General features: G+C 65.9%; 19 protein-coding genes. 15 read left to right on the forward strand and 4 right to left on the reverse strand.

The genetic code is table 11. From position 1 onward, the window contains the following. Positions 1-9: 9 nt before the first annotated feature. Positions 10-921 (forward strand): EamA family transporter RarD, encoded by a 912-nt coding sequence (gene rarD, locus ACWGPT_RS09585; RefSeq protein WP_452605368.1) that lies wholly within the window; start codon positions 10-12, stop codon positions 919-921. 28 nt (positions 922-949) lie between these two features. Here rarD and ACWGPT_RS09590 read toward each other — a convergent pair whose 3' ends face one another. After that, the gene (locus tag ACWGPT_RS09590; RefSeq protein WP_452605369.1) at positions 950-1,558 is read right to left on the reverse strand and encodes an LOG family protein; all 609 of its coding nucleotides are present in this window, start codon (positions 1,556-1,558) and stop codon (positions 950-952) included. Positions 1,559-1,714: 156 nt separating this feature from the next. Between ACWGPT_RS09590 and ACWGPT_RS09595 the strand changes: the two genes are divergently transcribed. The 6 genes from ACWGPT_RS09595 (at position 1,715) to ACWGPT_RS09620 (ending at position 7,562) form a co-directional block, all read left to right on the forward strand. After that, on the forward strand, positions 1,715-3,466 hold the full coding sequence (locus ACWGPT_RS09595; RefSeq protein ID WP_452605370.1) for an Ig-like domain-containing protein: 1,752 nt from the start codon (positions 1,715-1,717) through the stop codon (positions 3,464-3,466). Positions 3,467-3,609: 143 nt separating this feature from the next. Beyond that, entirely contained in the window at positions 3,610-5,499 is a 1,890-nt protein-coding gene (locus tag ACWGPT_RS09600; protein WP_452605371.1) for an ABCB family ABC transporter ATP-binding protein/permease, read from the forward strand. A 12-nt stretch (positions 5,500-5,511) separates the two neighbouring features. Further along, on the forward strand, positions 5,512-5,640 hold the full coding sequence (locus tag ACWGPT_RS09605) for a hypothetical protein (protein WP_452605372.1): 129 nt from the start codon (positions 5,512-5,514) through the stop codon (positions 5,638-5,640). A 106-nt stretch (positions 5,641-5,746) separates the two neighbouring features. Beyond that, complete coding sequence (locus tag ACWGPT_RS09610) at positions 5,747-6,445, forward strand: phosphatidylserine decarboxylase (RefSeq protein ID WP_452605698.1); 699 nt, start codon at positions 5,747-5,749, stop codon at positions 6,443-6,445. 16 nt (positions 6,446-6,461) lie between these two features. Further along, positions 6,462-7,283: a CDP-diacylglycerol--serine O-phosphatidyltransferase gene (gene pssA / locus ACWGPT_RS09615; RefSeq protein WP_452605373.1), complete on the forward strand. Its 822-nt coding sequence runs from the start codon at positions 6,462-6,464 to the stop codon at positions 7,281-7,283. A 147-nt stretch (positions 7,284-7,430) separates the two neighbouring features. Then, complete coding sequence (locus ACWGPT_RS09620) at positions 7,431-7,562, forward strand: hypothetical protein (RefSeq protein WP_452605374.1); 132 nt, start codon at positions 7,431-7,433, stop codon at positions 7,560-7,562. 7 nt (positions 7,563-7,569) lie between these two features. Here the strand turns inward: ACWGPT_RS09620 and ACWGPT_RS09625 are convergent, their stop codons facing one another. The 3 genes from ACWGPT_RS09625 to ACWGPT_RS09635 are packed head-to-tail and all read right to left on the reverse strand — an operon-like array spanning position 7,570 to position 9,331. Continuing rightward, positions 7,570-8,181, reverse strand: coding sequence for a LysE/ArgO family amino acid transporter (locus ACWGPT_RS09625; protein ID WP_452605375.1), 612 nt, complete (start codon positions 8,179-8,181; stop codon positions 7,570-7,572). A 28-nt stretch (positions 8,182-8,209) separates the two neighbouring features. Continuing rightward, the gene (locus ACWGPT_RS09630) at positions 8,210-8,965 is read right to left on the reverse strand and encodes an SOS response-associated peptidase (protein ID WP_452605376.1); all 756 of its coding nucleotides are present in this window, start codon (positions 8,963-8,965) and stop codon (positions 8,210-8,212) included. A gap of 42 nt (positions 8,966-9,007) precedes the next feature. Next, entirely contained in the window at positions 9,008-9,331 is a 324-nt protein-coding gene (locus ACWGPT_RS09635; RefSeq protein WP_452605377.1) for a YnfA family protein, read from the reverse strand. A gap of 73 nt (positions 9,332-9,404) precedes the next feature. Between ACWGPT_RS09635 and ACWGPT_RS09640 the strand changes: the two genes are divergently transcribed. From ACWGPT_RS09640 to ACWGPT_RS09675, 8 genes are all read left to right on the forward strand, one after another. Further along, on the forward strand, positions 9,405-9,830 hold the full coding sequence (locus ACWGPT_RS09640; RefSeq protein ID WP_452605378.1) for an NUDIX hydrolase: 426 nt from the start codon (positions 9,405-9,407) through the stop codon (positions 9,828-9,830). 33 nt (positions 9,831-9,863) lie between these two features. Then, complete coding sequence (locus ACWGPT_RS09645; RefSeq protein ID WP_452605699.1) at positions 9,864-10,283, forward strand: TIGR02301 family protein; 420 nt, start codon at positions 9,864-9,866, stop codon at positions 10,281-10,283. A 101-nt stretch (positions 10,284-10,384) separates the two neighbouring features. After that, the gene (locus ACWGPT_RS09650) at positions 10,385-10,642 is read left to right on the forward strand and encodes a hypothetical protein (protein WP_452605700.1); all 258 of its coding nucleotides are present in this window, start codon (positions 10,385-10,387) and stop codon (positions 10,640-10,642) included. A 22-nt stretch (positions 10,643-10,664) separates the two neighbouring features. After that, positions 10,665-11,396: a hypothetical protein gene (locus tag ACWGPT_RS09655; RefSeq protein ID WP_452605701.1), complete on the forward strand. Its 732-nt coding sequence runs from the start codon at positions 10,665-10,667 to the stop codon at positions 11,394-11,396. A 75-nt stretch (positions 11,397-11,471) separates the two neighbouring features. Further along, a complete protein-coding gene (gene ygfZ / locus ACWGPT_RS09660; protein ID WP_452605379.1) occupies positions 11,472-12,314 on the forward strand; it encodes a CAF17-like 4Fe-4S cluster assembly/insertion protein YgfZ in 843 nt (280 codons plus the stop codon). 29 nt (positions 12,315-12,343) lie between these two features. Next, complete coding sequence (locus ACWGPT_RS09665) at positions 12,344-12,922, forward strand: HD domain-containing protein (RefSeq protein ID WP_452605702.1); 579 nt, start codon at positions 12,344-12,346, stop codon at positions 12,920-12,922. Continuing rightward, entirely contained in the window at positions 12,919-13,440 is a 522-nt protein-coding gene (locus ACWGPT_RS09670) for a tyrosine phosphatase family protein (RefSeq protein WP_452605380.1), read from the forward strand. The genes ACWGPT_RS09665 and ACWGPT_RS09670 overlap by 4 nt, the downstream gene beginning before the upstream one ends. A 126-nt stretch (positions 13,441-13,566) precedes the next feature. Further along, positions 13,567-14,460 (forward strand): mechanosensitive ion channel family protein, encoded by an 894-nt coding sequence (locus ACWGPT_RS09675; RefSeq protein WP_452605381.1) that lies wholly within the window; start codon positions 13,567-13,569, stop codon positions 14,458-14,460. Positions 14,461-14,502: the final 42 nt, after the last annotated feature.

Below are 14,502 nucleotides of genomic sequence, written 5' to 3' on the forward strand. Positions count from 1 at the left end.
GAAGCATCCATGGCCACCACCGAAGCGCCCGTCCCGGCGAAGAACGAGGATTCCGCCCGCGGTTTCGCCTTTGCGCTCACGGCCTATGTGCTGTGGGGCTTCCTGCCGATCTACATGAAGGCGGTCTCGCACATATCGCCGTTCGAAGTGCTGGCGCACCGAATCGTCTGGTCGGTGCCGATCGCCGGCCTCGTGCTGCTGATCCTGCGCAATACCTCGGAACTGAAGGCGGCCTTCCGTTCGCCGCGGACGCTGATGATGGCCGGCCTGACCGCCGCGCTGATCACCGTGAACTGGGGCATCTATGTCTGGGCAATCTCCGTCGACCGTGCCCTCGACACCGCTCTCGGCTATTTCATCAACCCGCTGTTCAGCATCTTCCTTGCGGCGATCCTCCTCAAGGAGCGGCTGCAGCCGGTGCAGCTCGTCGCGATCGCGCTTGTCGCCGCGGCCGTCGCGATCCTGACCTATGACGCCGGCGGGCTTCCCTGGGCGTCGCTGATCCTGACGGTCACCTGGGGCTTCTACGCCTTCTTCCGCAAGACCCTGCCCGTCGGACCGAACCAGGGCTTCTTCCTGGAAGTGCTGATCCTCGCGCCGTTCGCCCTCGCCTTCATCATCTACACGGAAATGTCGGGCGGCGGCCATCTCTTCCACGGCAGCCTATCGGACACGCTCCTGCTGGCGGTGAGCGGCGTGATCACCGCCGGGCCGCTGATGATCTATGCGAACGGCGCCAAGCTTCTGCGGCTCTCGACCATCGGCATCATGCAGTACATCGCTCCTACGATGATCTTCCTGATCGCCGTCTTCATCTTCCACGAGCCGCTCAGCATGGTGAAGCTCGGGGCCTTCGTGCTGATCTGGGCGGCTCTGGCCATCTACAGCTGGGCCATGCTGGCACAGGCGCGCGGCAACTGAAGTCGCCGCGGCCTGAGGGGAATGCCCGCTACAGGCGGGAGATCACCGCTTCCTCGCCCGAGGCGGGAGTGACTTCGGCGGCCTGGTCCAGGATCGCCGGGACGATGTCCTCGACGTCGTCGATCACCAGCGGCCGCACGAGGTGGGCGCGATGGATGAAGCCCTGGTCGCGCATGTGGTCGACCAGATCGAGCATCGGCTTCCAGAAGCCGCCGATATTGGCGAAGACCATCGGCTTCTCGTGACGGCCTAGCTGCGCCCAGGTCATGATCTCGACGATCTCCTCCAGCGTACCGATACCGCCGGGAAGGGTGACGAACGCATCGGCGCGCTCGAACATGGCGTGCTTGCGCGCATGCATGTCCTCCGTGACGATCAGTTCGTCCAGCTGGCCGAGCGAATGACGGGTGGCCTCCATATCCACGAGGAATTCCGGTATGATGCCGGTCACCTGCCCGCCGTTGGCGAGCACGCCCGCGGCGACCGCTCCCATGATGCCCTTGGTGCCGCCGCCATAGACGAGGCGCAGGCCGTGTGCGGCGATCGATTTTCCGAGCGCGCGGCCGGCTGCGAGATAGGCAGGATCACGGCCCGGCTGGGAACCGCAATAGACACAGATCGACTGAATGGACACCATCAACTCCAGAGACATTCGTGAGCGCGAACCGCCGACGCGGTGCTTCGCAAAAGTGGAGGGAAACGCCCGGAACGGCAAGCCCGCAAAGCGCGAAAAGCTTGTGAAACAAGCCAGAAACGGGTAATCCGAAGGGGTGGCACATCCGCCCGGAGATGAATGAACATGAGAAACCGCGCCGGCTGGCTGGCCCTTTCCGTACTCGCAGTCGCAACGCTGCTGATGGTCTTCTTCGTGCTCCCGAGAATCTCCGACGAAGGGCAGCAACTCAGCGACAACATCAATGCCGCCGGCGAGACGGTCAAGGAGGCTGTAGCCCCGACGCAGGCAACCGGTGATACGGCCGGCAAGCCGTCAGAGGGCGCCGCCACCGACATGGCATCCGCTGCTCCGGCGGCCGGCGCGCCGAACGCGACCGAGCCCTCCTCCGCTGCCCCCGGCGCCCGATCCGGTGCAGCAGCCGGCTCCGTCACACCCGCCTTCGACGTCCTACGCGTCGAGCCGAACGGCTCGACCGTCATCGCCGGCCGCGCGGAACCGGATGCCACGGTCGAGGTCGCTTCCGGCGACAACATCGTCGCCGCCATCAAGGCGGGCCCGAGCGGCGACTTCGCGATCGTCCTCGACCAGCCGCTGCCGGCCGGCGACCATCAGCTTGTCCTGCGCGCCACGAGCAAGGGCGGCGAAACGGTGGTCTCGGAAGAAACGGCGACCGTCTCCGTCCCCGAAAGCAAGGATGGAAAGCTGCTCGCCATGGTCACCAAGCCCGGCAAGGCGAGCCGGCTGATTGCCCTTCCGGACGCCGAAAACAACGCCAGCAATACGGCGCCCGCCGGCGCGGACAGCGCCGCGACGACGCTTCCCGAGCTTCCCGGGGCGGCATCGGACCTGGTCGCCGCCGCCCCGCCGATGGCGCCTGTTCCCCCGGCCGCCTCGCCCGAGGCACCGGCGGCGCCCACCTCGGCGGCCGGCATCCAGATCAGCGCCGTCGAGATCGAGGGCAGCCGGCTGTTCATCGCCGGGCGCGCACCTTCCGGGGCCTCGCTGCTCGGTTTTGCCGACGACCAGACGGTCGGACGCGCCAAGGCCACCAATGAGGGCAATTTCGTCATCGAAGGGACGATCGACCTGCCGGTCGGCACCCACACCATCGCGGTCGAACTGATGGACGGCGCCGGCAAGACGGCGCTCCGCGTCGAGGTTCCGTTCGACCGGCCCGCCGGCGCGCAGGTCGCGGCGGTCGCCGGCCAGGACGGCCAAGCCTCGATCTCCGAGATCGACGGCGGTGCCTTCGACAGGCTTCGCAACGAGGCGGCCCGGGCGTTCGCCCTGCTGCAGGGGCTCTACGAGAACGGCGGGCAGCCGTCCGCCGAGGAAGTCGCCGCGGCGCGCTCGGGCACGGTCATCGCCCTCAGGTCGCTGTCGGAATACCGCCTCCCGGCCGGCGCCAGCGCGGCTGCACGCGACACCGTCGAACAGACGGTAAAGCAGGCGGGCGCCGCCCTTGCGGCCATCGACGTCCTGCCTCCGCAGCCGGACGCCCTGCAGGCCGCGCTTCCCGAACTTGCCGCGGCAATCTCGACAGCCGTCGGCCCCGCGACCCCGGAAAGCGCCGAGGCCGGTGCGCCGAGTGCCGAGCAGGCAGCCGAGGCAGGCCCGAAGACCATAGAGCAGGCACCGCTCACGCAGGCGCGCACCTCCGTGATCATCCGCCGCGGCGACACGCTGTGGCAGATTTCCCGGCGGGTCTACGGCCAGGGCGTCCGCTACACGACCATCTACCTCGCCAACCAGGACCAGATCGCCAATCCGGACCTGATCGAACCTGGCCAGATCTTCGGCGTGCCGGACGAGGCGCTCCCGGATGCCGAGGAGCTTCATCGCAAGCGCCTGCAGAAGCAGCAGCTCTAACCCTCGACCGCGGAAGTCTTTCCGGACCGGCAAGAGCGCCGGCCCGGCTTCCCCCCGCTCCCCCGCTTCCCCCTTAGCCCTATTGCATCGCCGGCGCCCGCGTCCTAAGTGCGCATCAGGCAGCGGGCCCTCCGGAGATTCAGATGGCAGCGACGAAGAAGACCGTTTCGGCGGATTCCAGCAATCCGCTCGGAACGCTGGTGAACCTGTGGCCCTACATGTGGCCGCACGGACGCGCCGACCTGAAGCGACGCGTCGTCTGGGCAACGGTCTTCCTGTTCCTCGCCAAGCTCGTCCTGATCGGCGTTCCCTATTTCTTCAAATGGGCGACGGACGCGCTGAACGGCAGGCTCGACATGGCGGGCATCCTGCCGGCCTTCCTGCTCGGCGCCGTCGTGCTGGTGATCGCCTATAACCTGACGCGCATCTTCCAGGTCGGCCTCAACCAGCTGCGCGATGCGCTGTTTGCGAGCGTCGGCCAACATGCCGTGCGGCAGCTCGCCTACAAGACATTCGTGCACATGCACCAGCTGTCGCTGCGCTTCCACCTCGAGCGCAAGACCGGCGGGCTTTCCCGCATCATCGAGCGCGGCACGAAGGGCATCGAGACGATCGTCCGGTTCACCATCCTCAATTCGGTGCCGACGCTGATCGAGTTCCTGCTCACTGCCGTCATCTTCTGGTTCACCTACGGCTTCTCGTACGTCGCGATCACCGCGGTGACGGTCTGGGCCTATGTCTGGTTCACGGTTCGGGCGAGCGACTGGCGCATCGCCATCCGCCGCTCGATGAACGACAGCGACACGGACGCCAACACCAAGGCGATCGACTCGCTCCTCAACTTCGAGACGGTCAAGTATTTCGGCAACGAGGAGATGGAGGCCAGGCGTTTCGATGCCTCCATGGCCCGCTACGAGAAGTCGGCGACGCAGGTATGGACGTCGCTCGGCTGGCTGAACTTCGGCCAGGGCGTCATCTTCGGCCTCGGCATGATGGTGATGATGGTGATGTCGGCGCTGGCGGTGCAGCGCGGCGAGCAAACCATCGGCGACTTCGTCTTCATCAACGCGCTGCTTCTGCAGCTTTCCGTGCCGCTCAACTTCATCGGCTTCGTCTATCGCGAAATCCGCCAGGGCCTGACCGATATCGAGCAGATGTTCGACCTCCTGCAGGTCGAGGCGGAAGTGGTCGACAAGCCGGACGCCCGCCCCCTGCAGATCCGCCAGGGCGCGATCTCCTTCCGCGACGTGCATTTCTTCTACGATCCGGAGCGGCCGATCCTGAAGGGCGTGTCGTTCGAGGTCCCGGCCGGCAAGACCGTCGCCATCGTCGGACCTTCGGGTGCCGGCAAGTCGACGATCTCGCGGCTGCTCTACCGCTTCTACGACATCCAGCAGGGGACGATCTCGATCGACGGACAGGACATCCGCGACGTCACCCAGAAATCGCTGCGGGCGGCGATCGGCATGGTGCCGCAGGATACGGTCCTCTTCAACGATACGATCGCCTACAACATTCGCTACGGCCGCCCGAGCGCGACCGAGGACGAGGTGCGCGCCGCCGCAGAGGTGGCGCAGATCGGCTCCTTCATCGAGCGCCTGCCGCACGGCTACGACACCATGGTCGGCGAACGCGGCCTGAAGCTTTCCGGCGGCGAGAAGCAGCGCGTGGCGATCGCCCGGACGATCCTCAAGGCGCCGCCGATCCTCATCCTCGACGAAGCCACCTCGGCGCTGGACACGACGACCGAACACGAAATCCAGGCGGCGCTCGACGTCGTCTCCAAGAACCGCACGACGCTGGTGATCGCCCATCGGCTTTCGACGGTCATCAACGCGGACGAGATCATCGTCCTGCGTGATGGCGGGATCGCCGAACGCGGCACCCATGCCGGACTGCTTTCGCAGAACGGCCTCTATGCCTCGATGTGGAACCGCCAGCGCGAAGCGACGCAGGCGGAGGAACAGCTCCGGAAGGTGCGCGAGAGCGACGACCTCGGCGTCGTGGCGCGCGGCGCACCGGCCGGTGAATGAAGGACAGGACTTTTGAGATACTCGACCAAACGCATGATGTTTGCCCTCGCCGTCGCGCTTGCCTACGCGCTCGTGCTCATGCTCTACGGCTCGCCCCTTCTGGCGCTGACGACGTGGCTCGGCTGGGTCGATCCGCAATAACGAGGCCCGCGGGTCCAAGTGTTCCCGCCTGCCGCGGAACCGCATTGCCCCCCAGACTGTTTGCCTGTAGTCAGCAAACGCTGACATCTTGAGGAGATCCGGGTTGATCAATCTGTTCGACACCATCCGCAACACGCTCGTGCCGATCCACAAGGAAGGCTACGTCTTCGTGGCTGCCTTCTTCATCGCATCGCTGATCCTCGGCTGGATTGCCGAGCCGCTGTTCTGGATCGGTCTCGTGCTGACGCTCTGGTGCGCCTATTTCTTCCGCGACCCCGAACGGGTGGTGCCGCAGGACGACGACCTCGTGCTGAGCCCGGCGGACGGTCGCGTCTCCTCCGTGCAGATGGTGGTTCCGCCGGCCGAACTGAACCTCGGCACCGAGCCCATGCTGCGCATCTCGGTGTTCATGAACGTCTTCGACTGCCATATCAACCGCGCCCCGATGCGCGGCCAGGTGACGGAAATCCAGTACCGGGCCGGCCAGTTCGTCAACGCCGAACTCGACAAGGCGAGCGAGGACAACGAGCGCAACGGCATCGTGATCGAGACCCATCACGGCAAGATCGGCGTCGTGCAGATCGCCGGTCTCGTGGCGCGCCGCATCGTCTGCTGGGTCAAGCCGACCGAGCCCCTCAATGCCGGCGAGCGCTTCGGCCTCATCCGTTTCGGTTCCCGCCTCGACGTCCATCTGCCGGCAAGCGCGCAGCCGCGCGTTTCCGTCGGCCAGATGACCTACGGCGGCGAAACCGTCATCGCCGAATTCGGCTCGTCCAAGGGCCCGACCATCAGCCGCCGCAGCTAAGCCCAGAGGAGAGCGCATGGAGAGCCCCGTTTCCCCGCCCGAGACACCACGGTCTGACACGAGCGGACGGGGCCCCCGGTTGCGGGAAATACCGGTCCGCCTGATGGTGCCGAACCTGATCACGGTTCTCGCCATCTGCGCCGGGCTGACGGGCATCCGGCTCGCCTTCGAGGGACGCTACGAACTGGCGGTGGCCATGGTGCTGCTGGCCGCCTTCCTCGACGGCATCGACGGGCGCATCGCGCGGCTCCTCAAGGCGACATCCCGGTTCGGCGTGCAGATGGATTCGCTCGCCGACATCATCAATTTCGGCGTCGCCCCGGCGCTCGTCTCCTATGCCTTCCTGCTCGACCACGCACGCTCCCTGGGCTGGATCGCCGCGCTGATCTATGCGATCGCCGCCGGGCTGCGGCTGGCGCGGTTCAACGTCATGGAAGAGCGCCAGGAGAAGGCCGCCTGGCAGTCGGAATTCTTCGTCGGTGTGCCGGCGCCGCTCGGCGCCGTGCTGGTGCTGCTACCGGTCTACCTGGGCTTCCTCGGGGTCGGGCCTTCGCCGCTCTTTGTCTACGGCAGCGTCGCCTACACGATCCTGATCGGCTATCTCTTGGTCAGCCGCCTGCCCGTATGGTCCGGCAAGTCGCAGACCAAGGTCAGGCGCGACCTGATGCTGCCCTTCCTCCTCGTCGTCGTCCTCTACGTGGCCCTGCTGATGAGCTATACGTGGCAGGTGCTGGTGGTGAGCGTCCTTGCCTATCTCGCCTTCCTGCCGTTCAGCGCCCGCCTGTGGCAGCGCCGCTACGGAACCTTCACCATCGAGGACGAGAACGCCTCGGTCTGAGGTGATGCGGCGGGTTTGCATCACCTCGAACCTGGATTAGATCGGCTCCCCGGACAGCTGCGGGCAATTTATTTCGCCGCCACTATTCCGCCGATTTTAGCGGAGAAATCCTTGCGCACGACAAGATCGTAAGGCGAGGACATACCCATGAGCAACGACCCCGCAACCGCCCCGGCAAAGCAGGAGCAGACCCCTCCCTACCGTCCGCTGGCCCTGAAGGCCGTGGTCGCCGCGGCACTGATGCTGAAGCCCAAGCAGGTCCTGAAGCCCGCCCGCTGAGCAAGCCTCAATCGACGAGGCTGAAGAGCAGCCCGGCCGCCAGCAAGCTCATGACGAGCCCGATGATCACGTCCAGGACCCGCCATGCGGCGGGCCTTGCGAACAATGGCGCAAGCAGGCGGGCGCCATAGCCGAGCGAGAAGAACCAGACAAAGGACGAGACCACGGCCCCCGCGCCGTAGGCGACCCGTTCGGCTCCCTCGAAGGCGGCTGAGAGGCTTCCGAGAAGTACGACCGTATCCAGATAGACGTGCGGGTTGAGGAAGGTGAAGGCGAGGCAGGTCAGCACCGCCGCCTTCAGCCCCATCCCCTGCGACGAGTCCGCCACCATGGCAGCCGGCCGCATGGCCCGGCGAAAGGCCATGAAGGCGTAGGCTGCGAGGAAGACCGCCCCACCGGCCGTCACCGCCACGATCAGCCTCGGGGACTGGGCGATGATCGTCCCGAGCCCCGCAACGCCGGCGGTGATCAGCAGCGCGTCGGAGAGCGCGCAGATCAGGCAGAGAACGAAGACATGCCTGCGGATCAGGCCCTGCCGCAGAATGAAGGCGTTCTGCGCGACGATCGCCATGATGAGCGAGGCGCCGAGAGCAAAGCCGGAGAGTGACGCTGAGAACATGGGCAAGGTCCGAGAGCTCGAGGAAAGGTCAGAAGAGCGACATCTGCGCGGCGGGCTTGGGAGGCGGGTCCTGCGGTTCCGCCAGGGCGATCGGCTTCTGGAGGTCGGCGCCCATGTTGGCCACCTTGTTGACGAGGTCTGACACGGGCACTGCTTCGAAAAGGTCATCGGGCGCCGGCCGCATCAGGTCGGCCACGTCCCGCGGCTCCTGCGTCCTGCAGTCGAGCCATCGCGAGAACTCCTGCGGCGGGATGACAACCGGCATGCGGTCATGGATGCCGCGAATGACGGCGTTCGCCCTGGTGGTCAGGATGGCGGCCGTATCGAGCTCGGAGCCGTCGGCCGAGGCGTAGGTCTCCATCAGCCCTCCGAAGGCGACGAGACCGCCGTCTCGCGGCCTGATCCAGTAGGGCTGCGCCTTCAGACTGGTCTCCCTGGGCGGGCGACGCCATTCGTAGAAGCCCGAGGCGGGAACGAGGATGCGCCGGTGGCGCATGGCGGCCCGGAAGGAAGCCTTGCCCTCCGCCGTCTCGGCGCGGGCGTTGATCAGCAGCGGGAAGTCCCTCATGTCCTTCACCCAGCCGGGGATGAAGCCCCAGCGGGCGTGAAGCGCACGCCGGTCCGGCAGGTTGCTGCCCGGCTGGCGATGTTCGGCGGGTGCGACCACGAGAATCGGCTGGGTCGGCGCGATGTTGTAGCGCGCCGGGAAATCCTCGATGTCGATGACGCTCAGGAAATGCAGGATCTCCTCGGGCGTCGCGGTCAGCGCATAGCGTCCACACATGCGGTTGTCATCGCACCCCCTTCGGAAGCGGTCAAGGAAGGCTCAGGACCGCGGCCCGAACAGGATCAGCGTCGCACCGGCGAGGCAAACGAGGCCGCCGGTCACGTCCCACCGGTCGGGAAGGCGTCCCTCGACCAGCCAGAGCCAGAGGATGGAGGCGACGATGTAGATGCCGCCATAGGCGGCATAGGTCCGGCCGGCCGCCTCGCTCGGAACGAGCGCAAGCACGGCGGCGAAGAGGGCAAGCGAGACCATGCCGGGCGCCAGCCACCATGCGGGCTTGTCCAGCCGCCACCAGGCCCAGAAGGCGAAACACCCGGCGATTTCGGCAAGGGCGGCAACGGCGAAGAGAAGGTATGCCTTCATGTATGTCTGGTCCGTCCTGTTCCGGTTCGTCGCGATTCGTTTTACCCTGCCGGCGACCAGGGACCAAATCCGCATGACCGCATCTTACGCGCCGCCCGCGCTCGCCTCCTCCGCCATTCTCGAACGAGACGGCCGCTACCTGCTGATTCGCCGGCGCCATCCGCCCTCAGCAGACCTCTACGCCTTTCCGGGCGGGCGCGCGGAGCCGGGAGAAACGCCGGAGCGGACGGCGCTGCGGGAGTTCTTCGAGGAGACCGGTATCCAGGCGCGCGATCCGCGGCTGTTTGCTACCTACGACATCAGGACAGAGCGTGCGGACGGTGAAACGGGAACGCATTTCCTGCTTTCCGTCTTCCGGGTTTCTGCCGACGCCACGACGGAAGCCGTCGCAGGGGATGATGCGGCGGACCAGGGCTGGTATACGCTGGATGAGATTCGGGCACTCCCGGTTCCGGAAAGCGTTCTCGACTGCGTCGAGAAGCTTGCCGCGGGCCCCTGAAGCAGCGAGAGCAAGAAAACCATGCGTCAACAAATGCGAGCCTGTGCGACGATCCTGAGCCTGATCACGTTCGCGTTCGCCGTACCGCCGCTCTCGGCCCAGGAAACCGCCCCTCCCCCGGCAACGGCCGCCCCCGCGCCGGAAGACAAGCCCGCTCCATATGACCAGCAGCTCTCGCGGCTGGCCGAAATCCTCGGATCGCTGCAATATCTGCGGACGCTCTGCGGCCAGACATCGGACGACTGGCGCACCGTCATGCAGGACCTGCTGAAAGCCGACACGGCCAGCGAACCCAACCGGCGCGAGCGCCTTACGGCTGCCTTCAATCGCGGCTACCGTTCATTTGCAGCGATTCATACCACATGCACCGACGCAGCCAGGACGGCGGAAGAGCGTCACCGTAACGAAGGCGCAACACTCGCCGGAGAAATTGCCGCCCGCTTCGGAAATTAGGGCATTATTTACCTCCTTTTCTGGCAGGCCGTGTCGTTTTGGTAAAAGGCTGCTACAGTTCTTAACGACAAAGTAACCCACGGGTCACCGAGGAAGACATGATGCAGACAGGCCGCAACGATATCGACGACATGATTGTCCACGAGAAGATGCAGGTCGCGCTGGAATACCAGAACGAGGCCTGGGCGGACGGAATGGCCGACGGAATCGAACCCGAGATCATTGCTGATGCCGCGTTCGCGCTCGCCATGCGCGAGACGATCCGGATTCACGGCGAAATAGGCGCCGAAGCCATGCTGGAGACCCTCCGCGAGAGGATGCTGGCAGGCGAATTCTCCCCGGAACGCAGTCTTCAATAAAGCGCGGAGCGTTCCGATGCACATGGCACCGGGCAGCTTCAGACGGAGCTACACTGTCGGCGGCCGCGCGTTCGCCGCGATCCTGTTGATGCTTGCGCTCCTTCCCGCACCCGCGGAGGCGCTCTCGGACATCGCCCCGAATCGCGACCTCGAGCAGAAGAGCCCATCCGCCGAGGAGGAAGATGAGATGGCCCCCGGCCTGCCTCTTCCCGAACCCCTCGTCAACCGATCCGCGCCGCGCGACGGCGAAGCGCAGGAAGCCGACCAGCCCGAGGCAGCAGAACCCGCCGAACCCGCTGCCGAAATCATTCACGATGCCGCGCTCCTTCCGGAGCCGGTTCGCCGGATGCGCGAACTGATCGCCGAGGCCGCCGCCTCCGGTGACATCGAACGGCTCCGGCCGCTGACGACCGGGCCGCGCCAGACGATCATCAACGGCGAGATCAGCGATCCGATCGATGCGATGAGAAGCTATTCGGGCGACCCGGAAGGGCTGGAAATCCTCGCCATCCTCCTCGACATCCTCTCGACCGGCGCTGCCCGGATGGATGCCGGCACCGAGGAGGAAGTCTATGTCTGGCCCTATTTCGCGGGACGTCCGCTCGCCTCCCTGACGCCGCCCGAGCGGGTTGAACTGCTCAGGATCGTCACTGCCGGAGACCTGATGGGGATGGAGGAAAGCGGCAACTACAACTTCTACCGCCTGGCTATCACGCCGGACGGAGAATGGAAGTCGTTCACCGGCGGAGACTGAGCGCAGCCTCATGATCCCTTGCTGTGCCGGCGGCAAATGCCTAACTGGTAGCAGCAAGAACCGCCGAGTCCCTTCATGCCCGCTGCCTATCTCCAGAACCGACGCTTCATCCGGATTTCCGGACAGGAGGGGGAGCATTTCCTCCAGAACCTGATCACGACGGATATCGCCTCCCTGCCGCCCGGCGAGGCGCGCCCGGGAGCACTGCTGACGCCGCAGGGAAAGATCCTCTTCGATTTCATGGTCTGGCGCGACGGCGACGCCTTCGTCCTCGAGACCGATTCGGATCAGATGGAGGCGCTGGTCCGGCGGCTGACCATGTACAAGCTGCGCGCGGCGGTCGAGATTTCGGCAATGGACGAGCATGGCGCGACCCTAATTTGGGGGGATGGGGCCTCAGTCGCGGGTCCGGAGGACGTCCGGTTTTCCAGGGCCGGCATCCGGCTGGTCCGGCTCGCCGGACAGGTGGAAGCCGACGTGCCTGAAGGCGACTACGACCTCCTGCGGGTGGAGGCGGGTATCGCCGCATCAGGGGCCGACTTCGACCTGCAGGACGCCTTCCCGCACGACGTGCTGATGGATTTGAACGGCGGGCTTTCCTTCCGCAAGGGCTGCTATGTCGGCCAGGAGGTTGTGTCCCGCATGCAGCATCGCGGCACCGCGAGACGCCGGCTGGTCAGGATCGAGGCCGAAGCGCCGCTTCCGCCGACGGGCACGGAGATCACAGCCGCGGGCAAACCCGTCGGCAGGCTCGGCACCGTCCGGGACAGGCAGGCGCTTGCGATCGTTCGCACGGACCGGGTGGGCGCCGCGGTCGCGGCGGGCATCCCGTTGCTCGCCGGCGAGGTTACCCTGACAGCAAGCCTTCCCGACTGGAGCGGCCTCGCCTTCCCCGCGCAGGAAGGGGATGAGCCGTGAGCCGGAACTCGCACCGTGCCTGGCAGCGGATGCTGTCCGGTCGGCGGCTCGACCTGCTCGATCCCTCGCCGCTCGACATCGAGATTTCCGACATCGCCCACGGGCTTGCCCGCGTCGCCCGCTGGAACGGCCAGACCCGCGGCGACCACGCGTTTTCCGTCGCCCAGCATTGCCTCGTCGTCGAGGAAATCTACCGGCGCTGCACCGACAGCGATTGCCAGAACCTCATGATGGTCCTGCTGCACGATGCGCCGGAATATGTCATCGGCGACATGATATCGCCCTTCAAGTCGGTGGTCGGCGGCGGCTACAAGACCGTAGAGCACCGCCTTGAGGCGGCCATCCACCTGCGTTTCGGCCTGCCCGCCCATCCCGGTCGCGAACTGAAGGCGCAGATCAAGAAGGCCGACACGATCGCCGCCTTCTTCGAGGCCACCGAGCTTGCCGGCTTTTCGGTCGAGGAGGCCCGAAAATTCTTCGGGCAGCCGCGGAGCATTACGCGGGAGATGCTGCCGCTGGAGCCGATGCCGGCGCTGGAGGCTCAGTCGCTGTTCCTCCGGCGCTTCACGGAACTCGATGCTGAGCGCATGTCGGAGATACGCCCGTGACCGCGATCATCGTCTGTCCGCTCGGCAGCATCGCCGAACTCGCGACACGCCACAGGGCAAGCCATCTGATCAGCCTGATGGCGGAGAAGCACGACTTCCACCGTCCCGGCCTCATCTCGGCGGACCGTCACCTGGTGCTGAAGATGAACGACATCGCCTTTGCCGGGACCGGCGATCTCGTGGCGCCGGCCGAAGAGCATGTCGTGCAACTGATCGACTTCGTGCGGCGCTGGGACCGGACCTCTCCCATGGTGATCCACTGCTGGATGGGCGTGTCCCGCTCGCCGGCCGCGGCGGCAATCGCCTCGCTCGCCATCGATCCCGAGGAGGACGATTTCGAGCTTGCCGGGCGATTGCGGCGGGTCGCGCCGCATGCGACGCCGAACCCCCGACTGATCGAATTCGGCGACCGCCTGCTTGGACGCGACGGCCGCCTGATCGCCGCGATCAAGGCGATCGGACGGGGCTCAGAGACCGACGGGCGAGCCTCGTTCGTGCTGCCGCTCCGCCATCCCTAGCACCGAGAAAATCAACATAATCAACGCGAAAACGCCGGTTCCTCGAAAGTCCGCTCAACTTGCTTGACCTCCCTCCTGCCTGCCCCAATTAGCGGGCAGGCTTAAGGACACGGAGTAGACAGGCGAATGGAACAGGCATCCGATGCAGTAGTCGCCACGCGCGCGGCCCTTGCGCAACTGATGGCGCTGGCGGTCCAGTATTCCTTCTCGATCATCGGCGCGCTCGTGCTTCTGACCGTCGGCTGGATCGCATCGCGGCTGCTCAGCCGATGGGCGTTCGACGGGGTATCGCGCATCCGCGGGATCGACGTGACGCTCGCCCATTTCTTCTCGCAGGTGGTGCGCTACGGGGTCCTCGTCATCGTCATCGTCATGGTGCTCGGCCAGTTCGGCGTGCAGACGGCCTCGATCCTGGCGGCGCTCGGGGCGATCGGCCTTGCGATCGGCCTCGCGCTCCAGGGGACCCTCCAGAACATCGCAGCCGGCATCATGCTGCTCGTGCTGCGGCCCTTCCGCGTCGGCGAGGCGATCGAGACCAACGACGTCAACGGCACGATCGTCGATATCGGCCTCTTCGCGACCGAGTTGCGGACCTATGACGGGCTTTACCGGCTGGCGCCCAATTCGACACTCTGGAACGTGCCGATCACCAACTACAGCCGGCTCAAGACCCGCATGCATGATTTCAAGGTGCGCATCGCCTACGAGGACGACATCGACAAGGCGCTCGGCATCATGCTCGACCTCGTGAACAAGGACCGGCGGGTGCTGAAGGATCCGGCCCCCACCGCCTATGTCGACACTTTCGGCGACAGTTCCGTGGTGCTGACGCTCCGCTACTGGGCAAACAGCGACGTGTGGTGGAACACCACGCGAGACGTGACCAAGGGGGTGAAGGAAGCGTTCGACGCGCAGGGCATCACCATCCCCTATCCGCAGGTGACCTACCGCGCCCGCAACGAGGAGCAGTATCCGCCGCTCTTGGACCGGGCCGAAGAAGCCCCGCCGACGAGGAACTGAGGCCGGCAGTCGAAATAAGGCCCGGGGACGAGCGCCCGGGCC

Source organism: Pseudorhizobium sp. NPDC055634, from assembly GCF_053618655.1.

Excerpts from the sequence above, each read along its gene's own strand:
- rarD (WP_452605368.1), top strand. The coding sequence starts at position 10 with ATGGCCACCACCGAAGCGCCCGTCCCGGCGAAGAACGAGGATTCCGCC.
- ACWGPT_RS09590 (WP_452605369.1), bottom strand. The coding sequence starts at position 1,558 with ATGGTGTCCATTCAGTCGATCTGTGTCTATTGCGGTTCCCAGCCGGGC.
- ACWGPT_RS09595 (WP_452605370.1), top strand. The coding sequence starts at position 1,715 with ATGAACATGAGAAACCGCGCCGGCTGGCTGGCCCTTTCCGTACTCGCA.
- ACWGPT_RS09600 (WP_452605371.1), top strand. The coding sequence starts at position 3,610 with ATGGCAGCGACGAAGAAGACCGTTTCGGCGGATTCCAGCAATCCGCTC.
- pssA (WP_452605373.1), top strand. The coding sequence starts at position 6,462 with ATGGAGAGCCCCGTTTCCCCGCCCGAGACACCACGGTCTGACACGAGC.
- ACWGPT_RS09620 (WP_452605374.1), top strand. The coding sequence starts at position 7,431 with ATGAGCAACGACCCCGCAACCGCCCCGGCAAAGCAGGAGCAGACCCCT.
- ACWGPT_RS09625 (WP_452605375.1), bottom strand. The coding sequence starts at position 8,181 with ATGTTCTCAGCGTCACTCTCCGGCTTTGCTCTCGGCGCCTCGCTCATC.
- ACWGPT_RS09630 (WP_452605376.1), bottom strand. The coding sequence starts at position 8,965 with ATGTGTGGACGCTATGCGCTGACCGCGACGCCCGAGGAGATCCTGCAT.
- ACWGPT_RS09635 (WP_452605377.1), bottom strand. The coding sequence starts at position 9,331 with ATGAAGGCATACCTTCTCTTCGCCGTTGCCGCCCTTGCCGAAATCGCC.
- ACWGPT_RS09640 (WP_452605378.1), top strand. The coding sequence starts at position 9,405 with ATGACCGCATCTTACGCGCCGCCCGCGCTCGCCTCCTCCGCCATTCTC.
- ACWGPT_RS09645 (WP_452605699.1), top strand. The coding sequence starts at position 9,864 with ATGCGAGCCTGTGCGACGATCCTGAGCCTGATCACGTTCGCGTTCGCC.
- ACWGPT_RS09650 (WP_452605700.1), top strand. The coding sequence starts at position 10,385 with ATGCAGACAGGCCGCAACGATATCGACGACATGATTGTCCACGAGAAG.
- ACWGPT_RS09655 (WP_452605701.1), top strand. The coding sequence starts at position 10,665 with ATGGCACCGGGCAGCTTCAGACGGAGCTACACTGTCGGCGGCCGCGCG.
- ygfZ (WP_452605379.1), top strand. The coding sequence starts at position 11,472 with ATGCCCGCTGCCTATCTCCAGAACCGACGCTTCATCCGGATTTCCGGA.
- ACWGPT_RS09665 (WP_452605702.1), top strand. The coding sequence starts at position 12,344 with ATGCTGTCCGGTCGGCGGCTCGACCTGCTCGATCCCTCGCCGCTCGAC.
- ACWGPT_RS09675 (WP_452605381.1), top strand. The coding sequence starts at position 13,567 with ATGGAACAGGCATCCGATGCAGTAGTCGCCACGCGCGCGGCCCTTGCG.